Below are 17,842 nucleotides of genomic sequence, written 5' to 3' on the forward strand. Positions count from 1 at the left end.
AGTCGTGATTTTTAGATCAAAGTTAAAAGTGGTAAAGAGGCGATCGCTCACTCAAGACACTCAAAAATTACTACTTTCTAATAGTATTTATTATTACTTTTCCTCAGTTTCCATTTCTTTTACTATTTTAGACATCTCCTAAAATTTATATGACTGACACAGAGACACTACATATAGAGTTCAAAAACTATAACGTTATAGATACATAGTGTTTAAGACTCAAAAATCCGTAAGTCGTGATTTTTAGATCAAAGTTAAAAGTGGTAAAGAGGCGATCGCTCACTCAAAACACTCAAAAATTACTACTCTTTAATAGTATTTATATTTACTTTTCCTCAGTTTCGATTGCTTCAATTAAATCTGGTTCTTTAATAATATAAGATCTAAGTTTTGGTCTCTGAGAAGCAGGTTTTTCATGTGGATAAATATCAATTGTTAAAAATAAAATTGTTTTGTTATTGTGAACTACACAAGTTACTGATTGATTATATTGAGGAACCTCAAACTTTAAATCTTCTTCACAGATTTTGAATATTATCAAATAGCCAAAAGGTTGATTGTAATCGAGAGTATATTGTGTTTTCTTCTAAAGATTCGTTGATGTATTCGTATAGTGGTCTAACAACATTTGATATAAAAGCATTAATAGACTCTTCCTGTGAAAAATTGTTTATATAATTAGCTCCTACAAGATATTCAACTTTACTATTATCATCACGGTTAATACATTCTTTGATAATAAAATAGGCAATAGCACTCTGCTTTTCAAATGTATCATCCAATGGTGGGTTGCTTTTAGGATTCTGTTCTAATTCAACAAAAAAGTCTCTAGCTTTTGTTTATTGTTCAGGATGTAAATAAGCTAAATGTTCAAGAATACTTTTAAATGGAGGGGATTGGATAAAATCCCAAAACATGATTAGATAGTTATGAAAATTACGGTATTCAGATTCACTCAGTTGCTCGAATCTACTTTTAAGTTTATCCCGTAAAAATTGAAGATATACTTGATTCATTTTGCCTCTCTTCCAAATTTTTATCTCGAATAACTCTAATTATTACTATTACTTCCCTCCAATAATTTTCAGTTCTTCAACACTTAACTATTATGTATTTTTAACTGTTTTATACCAATGACCAAAACTAATACTTGTTTAGGTGAGACTTCAATTATTAAATAATTAACAGAGGCATAATAACCTTTTTGATAATTATTAGCCAGTTAGTATTAACTATTGATATTTTTACTACTCCCCTACTCCCCTACTCCCCCACTCCCTCACTCCCCTACTCAAAAAAATGTAGAAAATTTTTTGATAAATGCTATTCTTCCGGCAATAAATCAACCTCATAAACCACTTTTCCCTCAATATTTATCAACTTCACAGTCATTACCTCCGTACTTCCATCAATTTTCACCGTGCCAAAAAATTGTAAACCCTGACTCGGAGGAAAATTTATCACCTTATCCTCAACCTTAACACTTTGATACTTCACCACCGGACCAAAAGTATTATCCAATTTATTCGGACCAAAAGTTCCCGAATTTAACGGTCCACTCACAAATTCCCAGAATGGTTTAAAATCTTGAAACTGAGCCAAATTCGGATCGTAGTAATGAGCTGCTGCATAATGAACATCCGCCGTCAACCACGCCACATTCTTAATATCCTTTTGTTTGATAAACCCCAATAACTCCGCCATCTCCAACTCTCTCCCCAAAGGCACCCCATCCCCATTAGCCAAATTTTCCGCAGCACTATCCCCATCCGGTACAACCAAACCCACAGGCATATCACTACCAATCATCTTCCAAGTTGCCTGAGAATTAACCAACCTTCCCTTCAACCATTCTATTTGCTGACTACCCAGAAATTCTGTTTCCTCACTACGACTCCTCTGAAGATTTTTCGTATTTGGTCCCCGATAACTCCGCATATCCAACATCATAATATCCAACAATGACCCGTAGCTGAACGAGCGATAAATTCTTTCCGGGTAATTGCCATTAATACGGATAGGAGTATATTCCAAAAATGCCCGTTTTGCCCTAGCTGCCAAAAGCGCAACACTCTTAACCTTGTAGCGGTCATCATTCAATAACCTCTCAGTGGGATACCAATTATTTGTAGTTTCATGGTCATCCCATTGCACTATCTGAGGCACCTCAGCATTAAACCGACGAACATTTTCATCCAACAAATTATAGATATAATTACCCCGAAACTCCCGCAAACTTTCCGCCACCTTAGACTTTTCCGGCGTAGTTAAATTTTGCCAAATATTACCATCATCCAACTTAACCTCCGATTCTATCGGATTATCAGCATAGATATAATCCCCACAATGAATAAAAAAGTCTGGATTAACCTGTCTAATAGTCTCATAAATTTTCATCCCTCCCCACTCAACATTAATACCCCAACCTTGACCTGCCGTATCTCCAGACCAAGCAAACAAAATATCCTCACCAGGTTTTGCCACAGTACGAAATTTACCAATAACCGGAACACTATAAATATTAATATCTGACAAATCTTGGAAACTGACACGATAGAATATTTCCTCTGAAGCAGGTAAACTAGAAAGATTAACCTTAGTCGTAAAATCTGTAGTCTCCAAAGCAGTAGATCCGACAATTTTCTGGGCATTTTGGAAAGACTCGTTAGTAGCATATTCCACTATCATTCGAGCTGGGCGATCGCTCCGACTCCAAATTACCGCCCTTCCTTCAGCAGAAATATCTCCACTAGCAACCCCATAAGGAATTTGAGGGCGCATCTTGTCTGAAGTAATAATCCCTGGTGCAGATGATTGGTTTGTTTTTGATTTTAGTATTGAATTAGTAGCGATTAACCCACTACCAATCAAAGCAGAGGTAAGTAAAAATTGCCGACGGTTGACCATCTATATATTAGTAGTTGCAGTGAAGTATAGTTGACGATAGTTAGATTACAAATATTATTAACAGAAGAAAGCTAATAGCTAAGTTTTAATATCTATGGTACAGATGTACTGTAGTGCTAATTTCTGTGATATACTCCCAGAGCTTATGGCGCTCACAATCAGCCAGTGGGCTTTTCAACTCACTATCTAACTATTAAGTATAACTATATACAGGGGAATAATTTGATATGGAATGGCACATCACAGACGCCCAAAGCTTAGGAATTATTGACAGAGAAATAGGCCCTCATGCTTTATCTCCCGCAGAGTATGAGATAGTTAGACGGGTAATATATGCTACGGCAGACTTTGAATATAAATCTCTGATTAGTTTCTCTGAACACGCTTTACAGTCTGGAGCTGCTGCTTTGGCAGCTCGTACAACTATTGTGGTAGATGTGCCAATGGTGCAAGTAGGTATTACCTCAGTTATTCAAAGTACCTTCGCTAACCCTGTTTACTGTTCAATGGATGCTATAACCAGACCCCAGAAGGAAAAAACTAGCGCTGCTTGGGGAATTGAAACTTTAGCTAAACGTTATCCAGAGGGTATTTTTGTTATTGGTCAGGCTCAAACTGCTCTCTGTGCAATTGTTGATTTAATTGAAGCAGAAGAAATTAGACCTGCTTTAGTTATTGGCACTCCTTCTGGTTTTGTGGGGGTGGATGTAGCTAAGTCACGTTTGTATGATTCGATGATTCCTCATATTAGAATTGATGGCCGTAAGGGTAGTGCTGTAGTAGCAGTTGCTATTATTAATGGTTTAGTAGACTTGGCCTGGCAGGCTTATGGTAAACAAGGCCAAGGTAATTAATAGGTGTTCATTAATGGATAATGGATAATGGATAATTGATAATTGATAATTACCTCTGGTTTAAACCGAGAGGATTGAAGATAAGGAAATATTATTTCTTTTTTTCCTCTTGAAAGAGGAGGCTTTGAACCTGAATTATTTAATTAATAATTAATAATTATTCGGTAAGTTTTAGATATTATACAATTCTCAGAAATAATCCTAGAAAAATAAAATTATCAATTTATAGTTGTACTTAATTTTTGTTTTTTTTCTTTCTTGAAAACTTATTCCTTCTGTCTTCTTTTGTTCTTTTTTGCAAATATAGCAATCAGGAATCAGTTGTGAAAATGTAAATGTTCCTTAAAAGTATAAATATAGTAGTTATCATATTCATATATGTTAGTTTTTTTCTTCTCTGTTCCCTGTTCCCTATTCGCTGTTCCCTAAAATTATCAAGTATCTCACAACTTAAATCATATTGCTATAGATATATTACTCAAATTTTAGATTATGTGATTGGGGTTGTTTATTTTTCCTGCGAGATGAACGTACCTGATTAATTACCTCGATAAACTCATCTCTTCTGAGGTATGGATAATCACTAACCCATAAATTTACAGTAGGAAGATAAACATCTGAATGTTTAGCAATTTTTTCTAAATCTTGTTGATAAGACATTACCAACATTACAGCTACCTGACCTCTAGAAATACCTTGATGATAACGACGCAGAGGAGCTTGAATTTCAACTGTAAACCCTGTTTTATCCCCCAATTCTAAATTTATTCGTTGCTCTAAATTTTCTACTATTATTAATTCCCCTTTTTTATTAACTTTTTCTTCTTGACCAACTACTTCTTCAGTAAGATATACATCAATAACTTTTCCTTGCCATAGACCACTATATGGATAGCGTCTAAATTCTGCATTACGAAAACTAGCTAATAAAATAGGTCCCCACAACCAATAAATACCTGCAGTAATACCAACCAATAAAAATAAAGGGTCACCATCATCATGAACAAATACATTAATTAAAACAATTGTCAAAACTGAGATAGCAGAAATTAAAGCTCGTTTTAAAATATCAGATAATCTGCCCCAATAATATTGATATTGATCGCTTGTAGCTACAATAGGAATTAATTGTTCAAATATTTTACGAGTTAAAGGAATTAGCATTTATGAGTTTAAAATTTGAGATTAATTGATTTATATTTAATTTATAATATTTTTTATACGGATGAGTTACAATAACAATCCTAGAAAGCAACACAAAATTAGAGAAATCAAAAAGCACTCTAACTGATAGCTGAGTAATAATTCTTATATATTCTTGAGGTGAGACAGGTTTTATTTTTTTGATTATTCATGGTAAGATTATAATTATTTATATTATACGATCCTATGCAAAAATTTATCCCACCAATTATCAGTAGTATAATCCTAGCATTGTGGGTAAGTGGGATTGCAATACTTTCAGTTCAGAATGCTACCCCAATATCTTTAAAGTTTATTGGTTTCCAGTCCATCGAGCTACCTGTAGGAGTTATCTTGTCTTTTAGTGTTGGTATCGGAGTTATAATTAGTTCGATTCTACTGCCCCCACTTTTTAATCTTGGAAAGATTAAAGATCGTCAAGAAGATTTTTGATTTTATCTGAGAAAACAAAGTTTCCCTGGTTTTAAGTTTTAGTATTCTCCTGTGGTTGCTCTTGAGAGACAAAGCAGAATTTGTTCACCTCAAGATTTATCCAGTCTTATACTCGCGCATTCGCATCTAAGAGCAAGTATTTTTTTTAGTTTTATGACTGTCCACATATTAAAAGTGAAGTAGGGAAGTTGGTTGACAATACCAAATTACTCTTCAGGAGCACAATACTGACAAGACTGAATTTAGGCTATCCAGACTCTCCCTTGACCAAAATAGATTGCGTGTATGGGACAAAAGTAATCATAAATTGTCATGATAACTTGTACACTTGACCATCAATCAGTAGTCGAGTAATTCCTTTAGCTTGCAAATATACTGTAGTTTTTTGTAACATTCTGCCATCAGGAACTTTCAAAACCCTTTGATTATGGGCAGAAAATCTATGAGCTACTCGGTGATTATCAAAAACTGGTAAAGTTTTCTCCTGACACTCTTCAACAGGTATTTGTCCTAATTCTCCAAAAGCTATCAAAGGTTTAGTAACTAACTCTGTAAATTTATCAACTACCAAGTAACAAGTTTTTGGCAAGACGGACTCAGTGAGAGTATAAATTTTAACTTCAGAATTGCTAGAATTGTGGATAGATAGATTATAAGAACTATCTACATCTTCTTCTACATCAAACTTATCATCATCATCAAACTCCCCTTCAAAATCTTCTAAATCATCGTTCTCAAAATCATCTAAATTTTGGGGTTGCTCTCGTAAATCTTCTGCTAAAATCTCTTCTATTTCTTCGGCAGGCTCATAACTAGCCTCAAATGTATCGTTTGATTTCTGATTATCTTGAGGAGGTAAAGATAATTTAGGGAATTCTATCAGTTGCTCATTCTCATCATCATTAGATGAGGAAGAACGTCGGCGTCGTCTTTTTACTCCATCTGCTTCAACTTCCCTATAGTCAGCTCCTTCTCGATCTAAACTTTCCCTATCTGCTGATTCATCCAAGTCGTGAGTATCATAATCTATATTTTTGGGGGAACGAGATGGACGCTTTTGCTTCTGTTGAACTAGGTTTTTATATTCATCTTCTGGTATGCTACTTTGTAATAACCGTCTAATTGTAGAACTACTCACTCCATAGCGGTCTGCTAGAGTAATAGTATTCTCTTCTGTAGTTTGATACAGTTCAACAATTTCTATTTTTTCTGAATCTGACAGCTTTGTAGGTGTCATACCACCTTCCCTAAAAATATATTTAATTAATTTATCTGCTAGACTCTAGCTTAGAATAATATATTATAGACATTAAAGTTTAACACTACTTAAGTTTGTTTAATTAAACTTAAATAGTATAGGAAGTATTTCAGCTTTTATAATTTATTGTTAAAGATAACAATAAGATTGTATACCAAAAATAATCCTATATATTACCTTTAATCATTATATATGTAGATCTTAAAATGATATAAGATAGTTAATAATAATTTTATCTCTTTAATTAATTATGAAAGCCCGTGACGAGGATTGAACTCGTGACCTCACCCTTACCAAGGGTGTGCTCTACCACTGAGCCACACGGGCGTTTTTCTTTCAATCCTTTTAAGTAGTTATCTATCAGTTTTTTTCTAACGGAATATTACCCAAAAATAATTTAGGTATCAGCTAAAAATTCAAGGGTTTAATTCCTAGCACTATGATTTCCAAAATATTAGTACTGCATATTAATGGAGGTTATAACCAGCTATTTTACACATGAAAAAGCTGATTGATGATAGCTTAGTCCTACTTGAATTTCAGTGAGTGGGCCGAGCTGGATTTGAACCAGCGTAGGCGTAGCCAGCGGATTTACAGTCCGCCCCCATTAACCACTCGGGCATCGACCCTTGCTACTCACATTTATATATACTAACACAAAAAAATTTTCTTGCAATAGTTTGGTGAAAAAAAATTATTTGCTAGTTCTCAAGTTCAACCCACAATTATGCTTAACAGTCTCTTGCAATGAGTGTAGTCGATGATAAATACCTTCTTGGCGCAATAACTCCTCATGACTACCCACTTCAACAATTTTACCTTGGTCAAGTACCACAATTTTATCGGCCTCCCGTACTGTACTAAGTCTGTGGGCAATAATAATTGTAGTGCGAGTCCCGAAAATATTGTGCATTGCTAACTGAATAGATCGCTCACTTTCATAGTCTAAACTAGAAGTTGCCTCATCAAAAATTAGTACATCTGGGTCTACTAACAAAGCTCTAGCTATTCCTATACGTTGTCTTTGACCGCCGGATAATCGCATCCCTCTTTCACCCACAACTGTATAGTAACCTTGAGGCATTTGTTGAATAAATTCATCAGCTTTAGCAATTTTACAAGCTTCTTTAACTTGATCAAAACTGGCTTTAGGATTACCGTAAGTTAGGTTGCTTAATAATGTGCCATTGAATATATCTACCTCTTGATGAACAATTGCTAATCGACGTCGATAACCTGTAATATCAAGACTATTAATATCTTCTCCATCAATTAAAATTTTGCCTTTATTTGGTGAAAAATATCTGAATAGTAATTTGACTAAAGTGGATTTTCCCGAACCAGATTTTCCAACTAAAGCGATAGTTTGACAAGGTGTAATCAAGAGATTAATATCTTTTAAAACAGGCTTGTTGGGATTGTAACCAAAGCTCAATTTTTCAAACTCAACTTTTCCTGTGAATTTGTAGGGATTAATATCTGTCGGTTTGGCAATAACTTCCGTTAAATTCGCAGCATCAGAACCTATGGGTAACTGCATAAATTCATGGAAACGAATCATGGAAGCATAGCGACGGACGAATTCTTCAGTTAATTGACTGATGGGAGTTATCTCTGCATAAGCCATGCTGGCTAAAGTGTATATAGTCACAAAATATCCTAGAGAAATTTCACCAGACAATGTTGTAAATAATGTCAAACCTAGAATGAAGAATAGGCAAAATTCAACAATGCTTGTCTGATACATGGATAGCCAGACATAGCTTTTATGAATTTTACCTATAATAATTTTGAGGGCGCGGTTAATTCGAGTAGTTTGCCTTTGCAATTCTTGAGTTTCTGTCGCAAATGCTTTGACTGTTTTTATATTGGTAATAATTTCCGAGTTGTGACTTTCTGTATTTTCTTCATATTTATCAAAAGCGATTTCCATTTTGGCAATATATTGAAGGCTTTTGAGAGTAAAAATCAGGATAAAAATAAATGAACCAAGGAATAAAAGAGCAATTGGTGATTCTATTAAAAAGATGACAATAAAAATACCGAATACCCGTACTAATTTGGGGATTAAAATACCTGCAATTTCTGGGTAAGTCCAGGTGTGGTTTAAGACTCCTTTGGAAATACGGTTGGCGATACGTCCTGAATTATTTTCGTCGTAAAATTCTAGAGGTAGGGTGAGAATTTTTTGGACAGCTTTTTGGAAATGGTCTCGACGTGCTTTAAGCGGAACAACCCAATGATACCAATGGCCTAACCAAGCAATACTTGGACCTTTGGTGATGGTGACTAAAAATATTAGTCCTAATGGCACAGATAGAGATAATAGTTGATTAGTGGGTAGTCCAGTTAAGTTGGCAATTGACCCAATCAATTGTTCCATTGGCCAGTCTGTAGAACGGCCTGAGAGTACGTTCAAAATCTGGCCGATGGCATAAGGAACTATGAGATCGGTTAGTTCTAGGGCGCTTGATGCTCCAATGCTAAAGATGGACAGTGGCAAGTATGCCTGGTAGTATTTAATGATGTCCCTGAAAGTTGCCATAATTCTATTTCAATTTTAGAACCACAGCTATTTATATTAATACAAAAATACTACTCTTGTAATATAAAAGTATAAATTTCCTGATTTAGATTTTGGATGATAAAACTAGATCGTTATAGTAAAGCAGTTGCGATCATGAAAGTATAGCGCTACGCGTAAGTCAAAAGTTAAAAGCGAGCGCTAATTGACGAGGTTTCCATTTCCTGCGGAAAGGCTACGCCAACAGAATGTAAGAGGGACATCTGACAGTCAAAAGTAATATCTGACTTTAGTTATGTTAAGTAGCTTTGTTTATTGGATAAATCTCAGTTACAACTATAGCATTTGTCAAGTTACTCAGGTAGAGTTGTTTTTCTTCTGTTCTATTCCCTACTCCCTAAAACAATTGAAATAATTATGATTGATATTTATTGTGAACGTATACAACCTGGTTTATGGGATGAACCAATAAATGCTATTAGCAACTTAGCTTTTTTTATTGCAGCATGGTTAAGTTGGCGTTTAGCAAAGAGTTTAAATGTGCAACAAAGCCATGTAAAACTGTTAATTTATTTAATGATAGCTATTGGTATTGGTAGTATTTTATTTCACACTTATGCTACAGGTTGGGCATTGTTAATGGATGTCATACCTATAACTATGTTTCAAATATTTTATTTGTGGGTTTATACCCGTAGAGTGATGAAATTAAAATCTATAATATCTATGATTTTAATTGTAGTTTTGGTAATTTCTAGTTTAGCAACTCTGCAACTAAAGGTTCTGAATGGTTCTTTGAGTTATGCACCTGCTTTGATTTATTTATTAGGATTAGGAATTTATCATTTTCAAGCACAAAAGGAAAGTAAATTTTTACTTTTAGCAGGAGTAGGTATATTTTTAATAGCTCTATTTTTCAGAACAATAGACCAATATATTTGTCCGATATTTCCCATTGGAACTCATTTCTTGTGGCATATATTTAATGGATTTATGCTTTACTTCGTTACAAGTAGTTTACTATTTAATTTAAAAGCTAATCAATCTCATTATACAATTAATAATTAACAATTAATAATTAACAATTAATAATTATATCAAATCCGGTATAATTGATGTAATTAGATAAAGAGTGTGGAGAAGGTGGGGAGTGTGGGGGGTATGGGGAGATGGGGATATCTAGAAAAATTTAGCAATAGCGCTCGTGAAGTGAACATTTTTTTATACCGAATTAAGCGGATTTGATATTACCTCTTTGTATCAGGAACAAGCAAAAAATATTTCCCCCGTCAGTTGTACTAAATTAATCACCGAATCGGCTGTCAATTTATCTGCGAAATAAATTTGAAAATTGGAATTACATTAATAAAACCTGATTCAATATCTTTTTGTGTTCTTCCACAATATTTTCAGGAACATAATCAAATACTTGAATTCTTTCTCCTTCTTCATTTTCTGAAGGAAGCGGAGAATTTGCAGTACATAAAAATACTAACCCCACCGACCAACCAAAACCCCTCTGTTTTACTTCACTAGGATATTCTAAATATCCTAATAACTGTTGTTTTGTAACTGTAATATTTAACTCTTCTTCAGCAATTCTCTGAATAGCATCCTCAATATATTCTTGATAAAAAACTGTACCTCCTGGAATATGCCAAAGATTATTCCAAGCAGCATCTTTTCTAAGGGTTAATACCACACCTGTTTCAGTTTTCACAACTACTTCTACAACAAGTCTGGGAACTTGAGAATATAACAGTTTAAACTCTTCTGGGGAAAAAGGTTTTTTGCGAGTCATTTAATTTTATCTACCTGTGTATCTAGCAACTAGCATTCAGCTTTGTACTTCATATTATTTAAACAGACAAAAACTGGCATGAAACCCTAAAATTTGGAATCTGCCAGCCTTAAAATAAGAGTCAACGATTAATATTAATTTTATCAGGAAATTACAAAGTTAATTAGCAGGTGTCAAAATAATCACTGTGCGTTGGTTTACATCAGCATAGGGATCTGTACCAGGGAGTGGTTGAGAATAACCAACTCCTTCACCAACAACCTCATGGGGTAAATTTTGCCCTTTTAAATATTCGACTACAGCATTTGCTCGGTCTTGGGAAATTAGTTGATTTACCTGACTATCACCAACTCTCGATGTATGACCTTCGACTTTAATGGCAACTTTATTAGGATCGTATTCCTTAATTTCTGAGATGAGACTATTTATAGTTTGCTCTGCTGGGGAAGATAATTCAAATTCATTGAGACCAAATTTGACTTGACCGAGAGTTTTTGGTTTAGTCAGAGATTTTCCTTGTGACTGAGATGCTGTCGCTATCTCTGTTGTAGCAGTGGGAGTCTCAGGCTCGGGTTCTGATGTAGTAGTTGGTTGTATAATTTCAGTGTTAGTAGCAGTTTCTGTCGTATCAGTAGTGGGTTGTTCGGTAGAAGTTGTTGTTTCTGTCGTATCAGTAGTAGGTTGTTCGGTAGAGGTTGTTTCTATGTTTACCTCTGACTGTGTATCTGTCGCTGTAGCAGTTGTGGTTGTCTCGGTGTCTTCTGTTTCTATAGTTGTAGTTGAAGAGTCTGCCTGAGTTGACTGTGTATCTGTCGTTGTAGCAGTTGTGGTTGTCTCGGTGTCTTCTGTTTCTATAGTTGTAGTTGAAGAATCTGTCTCAGTAGTAGTTGTAGTTGTCTCAGTTTCTAGCGTTTCTGTTACTTGAATTTCTTCTACTTGAGAATCTACATTTTCCGAATCTACATTTTCAGTTAATTGAACATCAATAGTGGGGCGTTTAAAAGCGTTAGGACTAGCGAAAGCCCAAGCACAAATAATCATAAAGCCCATACACCCTCCTAAAATTGTAGGACCTAAGAGTTGTTGATTATCTATTTTTTTTTCTGCACTCATATCTAAAATATAGCTCCAAACTAGATTGGTATTATTACTTTTATTGAACTAATCTGACGATCTGATGATCGAGGTTGATAGAATCTCCCAATTAAACCAAATTTTAGTAATGGTTATGATATTCAGATTCTTGCCCTTATTTATAACAGGATTTTATGAGAAAGGGTATATAGCGCTACACGCAAGTCAGAAGTCAGAAATAATCTCTGACTAAGTTTGAGTATTTATAAATGTCCGCGACCTATTTGCGTAGTGCTATAAATAGTAACGTATTTTTCCGAATATCTTTATATTACATTGAACTTTGCTCTCCTGAAATAGGGCAACGCTATACCCCTTCACAGAAGTCACCCATTCACAAGTCAACAGTCATGCTTTAAGATTTTATAGACTAAAAACTTGGACGCTACAAATTATTTCACATCTAAAAGATAGTACAAAAATCTAGGATCAAGCCAATAAATAAGGCTGGCTTTCCCATACGGCATTGCGCATGGCGCGACAACGCAGAACTTTCCTAGCAGGAAGTTAAATTTTCTAATAAACCGATAAGTGTTGTATCTTGATAATAGTTAGAGACGTTCCACAGGAACGTCTCTAGAAAGTTTTGATTAGTATTAATTAACCAACTGTATAAGCGGTACTAAGTCCCCACAAAAGGAGAAAGACTATACCACCTAAGATAATAATCGCAGAAATAGCGATCGCGCTGGGAGTATCTGCTCCCTTGAATTTCATTATGCCACGGTTAAGGTCTGACATGGTATTTTTCTCCTAAATTCTGCTTTTATTTTAGCTAAGAATTTCTATAAATATGTCTATGCTGTTACTGTATTTTCTAATACTTCTGTGGCAGATTTGTCTCGAATTTTAAAATAATAATAAAGATTAGCAATGGTCATATTTGAAGCGGTTTGTAAATTAGATAATCCCAGGGTTTTGTAACCTGCCTTAACAGATTCTTGACTGATATAAGACTCAGATTGTTTCCTCAATTCTGGTTTTATTAAAAATGATATTTGGTCGCGCAAAGATTGGAAATGAGATTTTTGTTTTAACTCTTGATAAATTTGTTGTTCTGGTGCTTCTGTAATGGAGGATTTTGTATCGGTAGTTTCGATAATTTCTGACTCTGGAAAATCTGCACTTTCTAATAGTTCGAGTTCGGATGGAAGGAGAGAAATTAACCAATCAATTTGATTTTTCTAGAGGTTTAATGCTGCTAAGTCGTGATGATAAATTCTAGTAATTTCTGGAAAGATAAAATCTAGTTCACCTTCTGTTTTTATCCTGTTAATAACTGTTAGAGAATCTTGGCGAATGTTGCTTTGTTATAATTTATACTATAATCATAGTATACAACCAATCTACTAAAGTAGAATATTAACATATAACCAAATATCAAATTTTACGCGGTGTGTTATGTCTGAAAATAATGAGCATAATCCATTAGATGATATAGAATTTACTCCCGATCTAATCAGGGGTGTGAAAAAAGATGTTTCGGAATATGATAATTATCCTGATAACTCTGAGCAGGTAGAAACTGAGGAGGAATATGAGCAAATTAATCAAGTTTTGCAGGTTGAAACTGAAACAAAAAATTATCAGGAATTATCTCAAGAGATTAGTTCGCTTAGAGAAAAGTTAGAGCAGTTTTCCCAAGATGTGGAAAGTAATTACTCTCACCTTCAGGAAGAAGTTTCTCGGTTGTCTAATTTTATGTTGGAGTTACAGGATGAAAAGTTGAATGGAGATGTTGATTTAGAGTCGTTTTTCGGTCGAGTTAATTCCTTAGAGAATCATCTACAGATTTTATCTAAGCAAATAGAGAAAAGAATCAATAATAATGTTAATTCACAACAGCAAGTAAATAAAAAGCTTGAACAACTTGCAGCAGACACGAAACAGGAAATTGAAGAAATTGTTGGGATGGTAGTGGATGTTGAATCTAAACAAGTAGATGCTCGGAAATTATCTCAAGATATTAGTTTACTTAAGGGAAAGTTGAAGGAATTTTCTAATGTAGAAAGTAATTCTTCACAACTTCAGGAAAAAGTGGCTCAATTATCATCTCAAATATTGGAGTTACAGAAGGAAAAGTCGAATATAGGTGTTGGTTTAGAGCCGTTGTTTCGTCGAGTTAAGTCACTAGAAAATTCTCTACAAAATTTGTCTGAGCACATAGAGGAAAGGATTAATAATAATGTTAATTCACAACAGCAAGTTAACGAACAATTTTCCCAGTTTGCAGATAGTCAGGAAATATCTCAAGAGATTAGTTTGCTCAGGGAAAAGTTTGAGAGATTTTCTCAAGATGTGGTAGGTAAATATTTTCAACTTCACAAAAAACTTTCTAAGTTATCTTCAGCATTTCACTTAGAGCGAGAAAAGATAAGTCAAGATGTTTATTTAGATTCGTTCTTTCGTAGAGTTGAGTCATTAGAAAATCATCTACAAAATATGGAGGTTAAATACTCTAAACTTCAGGAAAAAGTTAAAAATAACTTGAATCCTTTCCAAGAATGGAAGGAATTGTTTTATATATCAATTTGGAGTCTTGGTTTAGCCATCATACCTTCTATAGTTAATTTATCTATGGATAATCCCAATATTTTTTTGAGTCTTCTATGCTTAATTTTAGCATTACCATTTTTATTAACAAGCTTGGTAATTTTTTTCTGGAGCTATTTTTCTATGGTTTTGATGTTTGGTCAGCTATTCTATAGTAGTTCTAATTTAGTTTTGAGCAAGGTTGATTATTGGTTATCTAGATATCGTTTGATAACATTGATTCAGGTGTTTGAACAGAAGGATAAAGAAGTAGATAAGACTTCTGGGTTGAAGGCATTTTGTTTATTATTTTATTTATTATTTTCTTTATTACTTATGTTTGGTTCTACAATTGTCTTGCCTGGTTTAGTTTTGAGCTGCTCAGAAAATCAAGCAGGATGGATTTTATGTTTTCTGAACGCAGCACATAAAGATCCAAAAATTGTGATTATGTCATTTCCAAATATCACAGTTTTATGGTTGGTGATTTGTTGGTTAATACTTCAGTTTATTAAAGCTCTAGCTTTGCTCAAGCAAAAGTTTCTTTAAAGGCAGAAGTAGGAAGTAAAAAAAAATACAAACCTCCCTATAAAAACCTCATATTTTCTAACCGATTAATATCCATAATTTGCTCGACTAAACTTTGCCAATTTCTTTGAATCTTAATCCGATTTGCCATAGTCTTAAATTCCGGCCAAACCTTCTGTCGCACTTGTTCATCATCTAAAAAAATCTCCCAATCATCTTTAATATCCTCAGCACGCAATATCCGATCTACAAACTCAGCTACCATCGCATAAGCTAACTGTTTCGGTTCAGATAATAACTTATCTAAATCTGACTTACATAAATCAATTACCCGTTGATGAATTTTCTGAATTTCTATCAACACTTTTTCCGAAGATTCAGCATTGTGAGTAGAAACTTCCTGCTCCATTTTCTCAAGTAAAAGTTGTGACTTAATTTTTTTATCATCAGGTACATCATCAGAATTTAATAGGTCTGGTAGCTGTTTTTTCCACCAATTTTTTATTTGCTCTATAGTGGGAGGTTTAGCTCGCATTTTATTAATATCAAATTTCTCAGGATTTAAAATTTCTTCCAATTCCGACCACAACATTTCCCAATCAGGAGTTAAACTCAGAGGTTTTTTATCAGGGTTAAGTTGATTAATATGCTGTCTGACTTGACGCTGAATAATACCTGCATAAGATACGTTAAAAGCGGAGATAGTTTCAAACCCTAACTTCAGATTTTCTAAATCCCCTGGAATATTTTCTGCCATCCATTTTAGGAAGTCAATTTCTCGCACATCAGTTAATCCTCCTAGTTGCACTTCATCAGTTAATAACCAACCTATTTGTGATTTAACCGTATCTAAAGAATCTTGAATTTTTCCATCTAGAAATAAGAATTGTTTGGATAAATCTGTTCTGATAATATGTAGATAACGACTGTAAGCTTCTGTATATGAACCAGATATGTTGCTATCTTTTTTGATTTGCTCTACAGACTTAGGAATAGATGTCAGTTTGTGGCAATTTTCTATAACTTCATTTACTTCTTTTTGGAAAGTTTCATCTGTTTTATCGCTTGCCAACTCAATAGTTTCTAAATATGGCTGTAAAGTATTAGTTAATTTATCCCAAAATTGCTTAAACGACTTCTGAAAAAGTCTTTTATCTCCAGCATATTGTTGTAAAGCAGAACTAGCTTTTTCTAACTCAGCTTGCAAATCTTTACTTAACTTAGTCAACTTATTTTCAAAAGTTAAAGCATATTTATGGTCTAACTCAGTAATATTTTCCGTCAAATACTGCAAGATTTTTTCTAACACATTCGCCGTTTCTTTTGTATTAGCACAATCAGCAATAATACACTCAGCAAACTCCATCCTTGTCCTGGAAAGTTCATCGAAAAAACCCTGACAATTTTGGGAATTATCTCCTTGCTCCGAGTTAGGATCAGTCTTATTAAGAATTAAAAATGACCATCTTGATAAAGGAATTGTCGGTATTCCTTTTTGCGCTTTATCGTACAAACCTACATCAGAATCTTTATCCCAATAATCTCCTCCAGGATTAGGTTTTCGCATAAACAAAACAAAGTCTACATCTTCACTCAAAACTTTAATCATTCGCTCTACATCTCCTACCCCTGTGTCACCTAAACCAGGCAAATCTACTACTGCTATTTGACCAATATCTGAGTGGGGAAACTGAGATTCAATTTCTACTTTTTTGACAGCTAAATAATTGTAATAAACTTGTTTGCCATTAACATCATCTTGGGCAACATATTCTCTAATTTTTTCTTGGGTAATAGGAAAAATTGGTTTCAAATTGAACAAACCTTTGTATTGAGGATAATGTTCTTTATACCGCTTCAAATATTCATATTTTGCTTGGTCTACTTTATCGGCAATATTGTTTGGTAATGCAGGTAAACCCTTATTAATAAAATCGTCAAATTTTTGTGGCGTTGTTCCTAATGATAAGTCTTCATAGTAAAGCTTAATCACTTCTTCTAGTAAACTTTGTGGAGAGTGAGGATATACTTTTCCTGTAGTATATTTTGCTTGTAATTGATGATAAATAATACTCATAACTCCCGTACAATGTTGTCCGCTACCATCAGGAATTTCATTACGAGTTAATCCTGTTAAAGTCTGCAAAAATTTGCTTTTACCTTGTCTTGGTCTACCAACTACACCAATATTTAGAGTTTGACGATAAAACCGTGCTTTTAGTTTACTAATTGTCGCTAAATTCGTTGTTATCTCTTGCTCTATTTGTTCCAAATTAATCCCTTGCAAAATTTCCGATGTTTGAGAATCATTAAGCTGAGGGAGAAAATTATTCCGTTCTTTAATTAGTCGTTGAATATATTGCTGTAGAGAAGTCAAATGAGCCTCTACTTTTTCAACTCTCTTAGCTAGAGGTTGACGTTTTTCTATGATGCTTTCAATTTTCGAGGATATATCTTTCATTAATTGATAATTGATAATGGATAATTACTTCTGGTTACAACCCTAACGGAATATGTATTAGGAAAGATCCTCGCACTTTTTTTTCCTTGAAAGGGGAGGCTAATCAAGCTGAATTATTTAACTAATAATTATTAATTATTAATTTTCAGTAACCATAAGCGGTGTTTAAAAATTAGTCAGCCTTGAGTATTGTTATTTAACATCCAAC

15 protein-coding genes and 2 tRNA genes are annotated in these 17,842 nt (G+C 34.0%); 4 read left to right on the forward strand and 13 right to left on the reverse strand.

The genetic code is table 11. The features are described 5' to 3' along the window. Positions 1-325: 325 nt before the first annotated feature. The 3 genes from ACP6PL_RS06045 to ACP6PL_RS06055 all read right to left on the reverse strand — a co-directional run bounded on the left by ACP6PL_RS06045 (position 326) and on the right by ACP6PL_RS06055 (position 2,907). Positions 326-541, reverse strand: a complete 216-nt coding sequence (locus ACP6PL_RS06045) for a hypothetical protein (protein WP_426543573.1) — start codon at positions 539-541, stop codon at positions 326-328. Between the two features lie 298 nt (positions 542-839). Continuing rightward, the gene (locus tag ACP6PL_RS06050; RefSeq protein ID WP_426543575.1) at positions 840-1,016 is read right to left on the reverse strand and encodes a hypothetical protein; all 177 of its coding nucleotides are present in this window, start codon (positions 1,014-1,016) and stop codon (positions 840-842) included. Between the two features lie 307 nt (positions 1,017-1,323). Next, the gene (locus ACP6PL_RS06055; RefSeq protein WP_426543577.1) at positions 1,324-2,907 is read right to left on the reverse strand and encodes an alkaline phosphatase D family protein; all 1,584 of its coding nucleotides are present in this window, start codon (positions 2,905-2,907) and stop codon (positions 1,324-1,326) included. A 227-nt stretch (positions 2,908-3,134) separates the two neighbouring features. Between ACP6PL_RS06055 and ACP6PL_RS06060 the strand changes: the two genes are divergently transcribed. After that, complete coding sequence (locus tag ACP6PL_RS06060) at positions 3,135-3,761, forward strand: precorrin-8X methylmutase (protein WP_426543579.1); 627 nt, start codon at positions 3,135-3,137, stop codon at positions 3,759-3,761. A gap of 474 nt (positions 3,762-4,235) precedes the next feature. Here ACP6PL_RS06060 and ACP6PL_RS06065 read toward each other — a convergent pair whose 3' ends face one another. Beyond that, positions 4,236-4,925 carry a phosphate ABC transporter permease gene (locus ACP6PL_RS06065; RefSeq protein WP_426543581.1) on the reverse strand — a complete coding sequence of 230 codons (690 nt, stop codon included), beginning with the start codon at positions 4,923-4,925 and terminating at the stop codon, positions 4,236-4,238. Between the two features lie 225 nt (positions 4,926-5,150). On the opposite strand from ACP6PL_RS06065, the gene ACP6PL_RS06070 reads away from it, so the two are divergent. Then, a complete protein-coding gene (locus ACP6PL_RS06070; RefSeq protein ID WP_426543583.1) occupies positions 5,151-5,396 on the forward strand; it encodes a lipopolysaccharide assembly protein LapA domain-containing protein in 246 nt (81 codons plus the stop codon). Positions 5,397-5,706: 310 nt separating this feature from the next. Here the strand turns inward: ACP6PL_RS06070 and ACP6PL_RS06075 are convergent, their stop codons facing one another. The 4 genes from ACP6PL_RS06075 to ACP6PL_RS06090 all read right to left on the reverse strand — a co-directional run bounded on the left by ACP6PL_RS06075 (position 5,707) and on the right by ACP6PL_RS06090 (position 9,199). Beyond that, on the reverse strand, positions 5,707-6,633 hold the full coding sequence (locus ACP6PL_RS06075) for a transcriptional regulator (protein ID WP_426543585.1): 927 nt from the start codon (positions 6,631-6,633) through the stop codon (positions 5,707-5,709). A 276-nt stretch (positions 6,634-6,909) separates the two neighbouring features. Next, a tRNA-Thr gene (locus tag ACP6PL_RS06080) sits at positions 6,910-6,981 on the reverse strand. A gap of 220 nt (positions 6,982-7,201) precedes the next feature. Then, positions 7,202-7,283 (reverse strand) — tRNA-Tyr (locus ACP6PL_RS06085). Positions 7,284-7,348: 65 nt separating this feature from the next. Next, the gene (locus ACP6PL_RS06090; RefSeq protein WP_426543587.1) at positions 7,349-9,199 is read right to left on the reverse strand and encodes an ABC transporter ATP-binding protein; all 1,851 of its coding nucleotides are present in this window, start codon (positions 9,197-9,199) and stop codon (positions 7,349-7,351) included. Positions 9,200-9,595: 396 nt separating this feature from the next. Here ACP6PL_RS06090 and ACP6PL_RS06095 point away from each other — a divergent pair, with 396 nt between their 5' ends. Further along, positions 9,596-10,246 (forward strand): ceramidase domain-containing protein, encoded by a 651-nt coding sequence (locus ACP6PL_RS06095; RefSeq protein WP_426543589.1) that lies wholly within the window; start codon positions 9,596-9,598, stop codon positions 10,244-10,246. 289 nt (positions 10,247-10,535) lie between these two features. Here ACP6PL_RS06095 and ACP6PL_RS06100 read toward each other — a convergent pair whose 3' ends face one another. The 4 genes from ACP6PL_RS06100 to ACP6PL_RS06115 all read right to left on the reverse strand — a co-directional run bounded on the left by ACP6PL_RS06100 (position 10,536) and on the right by ACP6PL_RS06115 (position 13,087). Further along, a complete protein-coding gene (locus tag ACP6PL_RS06100) occupies positions 10,536-10,979 on the reverse strand; it encodes an NUDIX hydrolase (RefSeq protein ID WP_426543591.1) in 444 nt (147 codons plus the stop codon). A gap of 159 nt (positions 10,980-11,138) precedes the next feature. After that, positions 11,139-12,092 carry an OmpA family protein gene (locus ACP6PL_RS06105; protein WP_426543593.1) on the reverse strand — a complete coding sequence of 318 codons (954 nt, stop codon included), beginning with the start codon at positions 12,090-12,092 and terminating at the stop codon, positions 11,139-11,141. 621 nt (positions 12,093-12,713) lie between these two features. Further along, on the reverse strand, positions 12,714-12,854 hold the full coding sequence (locus tag ACP6PL_RS06110) for a hypothetical protein (RefSeq protein WP_293133272.1): 141 nt from the start codon (positions 12,852-12,854) through the stop codon (positions 12,714-12,716). Positions 12,855-12,910: 56 nt separating this feature from the next. After that, entirely contained in the window at positions 12,911-13,087 is a 177-nt protein-coding gene (locus ACP6PL_RS06115) for a hypothetical protein (RefSeq protein ID WP_426543596.1), read from the reverse strand. Between the two features lie 427 nt (positions 13,088-13,514). On the opposite strand from ACP6PL_RS06115, the gene ACP6PL_RS06120 reads away from it, so the two are divergent. Continuing rightward, complete coding sequence (locus ACP6PL_RS06120) at positions 13,515-15,194, forward strand: coiled-coil domain-containing protein (RefSeq protein WP_426543598.1); 1,680 nt, start codon at positions 13,515-13,517, stop codon at positions 15,192-15,194. A 37-nt stretch (positions 15,195-15,231) separates the two neighbouring features. Here ACP6PL_RS06120 and ACP6PL_RS06125 read toward each other — a convergent pair whose 3' ends face one another. Further along, positions 15,232-17,634 carry a P-loop NTPase family protein gene (locus ACP6PL_RS06125; protein ID WP_426543600.1) on the reverse strand — a complete coding sequence of 801 codons (2,403 nt, stop codon included), beginning with the start codon at positions 17,632-17,634 and terminating at the stop codon, positions 15,232-15,234. Positions 17,635-17,842 lie beyond the last annotated feature (208 nt).

The sequence above is a fragment of the Dapis purpurea BLCC-M126 genome, from assembly GCF_050015975.1.
GTDB lineage: Bacteria > Cyanobacteriota > Cyanobacteriia > Cyanobacteriales > Microcoleaceae > Trichodesmium.

What these genes read in the sequence shown, in the direction of transcription:
- ACP6PL_RS06070 (WP_426543583.1), top strand. Translation starts at nt 5,151, where the DNA reads ATGCAAAAATTTATCCCACCAATTATCAGTAGTATAATCCTAGCATTG.
- ACP6PL_RS06065 (WP_426543581.1), bottom strand. Translation starts at nt 4,925, where the DNA reads ATGCTAATTCCTTTAACTCGTAAAATATTTGAACAATTAATTCCTATT.
- ACP6PL_RS06060 (WP_426543579.1), top strand. Translation starts at nt 3,135, where the DNA reads ATGGAATGGCACATCACAGACGCCCAAAGCTTAGGAATTATTGACAGA.
- ACP6PL_RS06110 (WP_293133272.1), bottom strand. Translation starts at nt 12,854, where the DNA reads ATGTCAGACCTTAACCGTGGCATAATGAAATTCAAGGGAGCAGATACT.
- ACP6PL_RS06105 (WP_426543593.1), bottom strand. Translation starts at nt 12,092, where the DNA reads ATGAGTGCAGAAAAAAAAATAGATAATCAACAACTCTTAGGTCCTACA.
- ACP6PL_RS06095 (WP_426543589.1), top strand. Translation starts at nt 9,596, where the DNA reads ATGATTGATATTTATTGTGAACGTATACAACCTGGTTTATGGGATGAA.
- ACP6PL_RS06050 (WP_426543575.1), bottom strand. Translation starts at nt 1,016, where the DNA reads ATGAATCAAGTATATCTTCAATTTTTACGGGATAAACTTAAAAGTAGA.
- ACP6PL_RS06090 (WP_426543587.1), bottom strand. Translation starts at nt 9,199, where the DNA reads ATGGCAACTTTCAGGGACATCATTAAATACTACCAGGCATACTTGCCA.
- ACP6PL_RS06075 (WP_426543585.1), bottom strand. Translation starts at nt 6,633, where the DNA reads ATGACACCTACAAAGCTGTCAGATTCAGAAAAAATAGAAATTGTTGAA.
- ACP6PL_RS06120 (WP_426543598.1), top strand. Translation starts at nt 13,515, where the DNA reads ATGTCTGAAAATAATGAGCATAATCCATTAGATGATATAGAATTTACT.
- ACP6PL_RS06055 (WP_426543577.1), bottom strand. Translation starts at nt 2,907, where the DNA reads ATGGTCAACCGTCGGCAATTTTTACTTACCTCTGCTTTGATTGGTAGT.
- ACP6PL_RS06100 (WP_426543591.1), bottom strand. Translation starts at nt 10,979, where the DNA reads ATGACTCGCAAAAAACCTTTTTCCCCAGAAGAGTTTAAACTGTTATAT.
- ACP6PL_RS06125 (WP_426543600.1), bottom strand. Translation starts at nt 17,634, where the DNA reads ATGAAAGATATATCCTCGAAAATTGAAAGCATCATAGAAAAACGTCAA.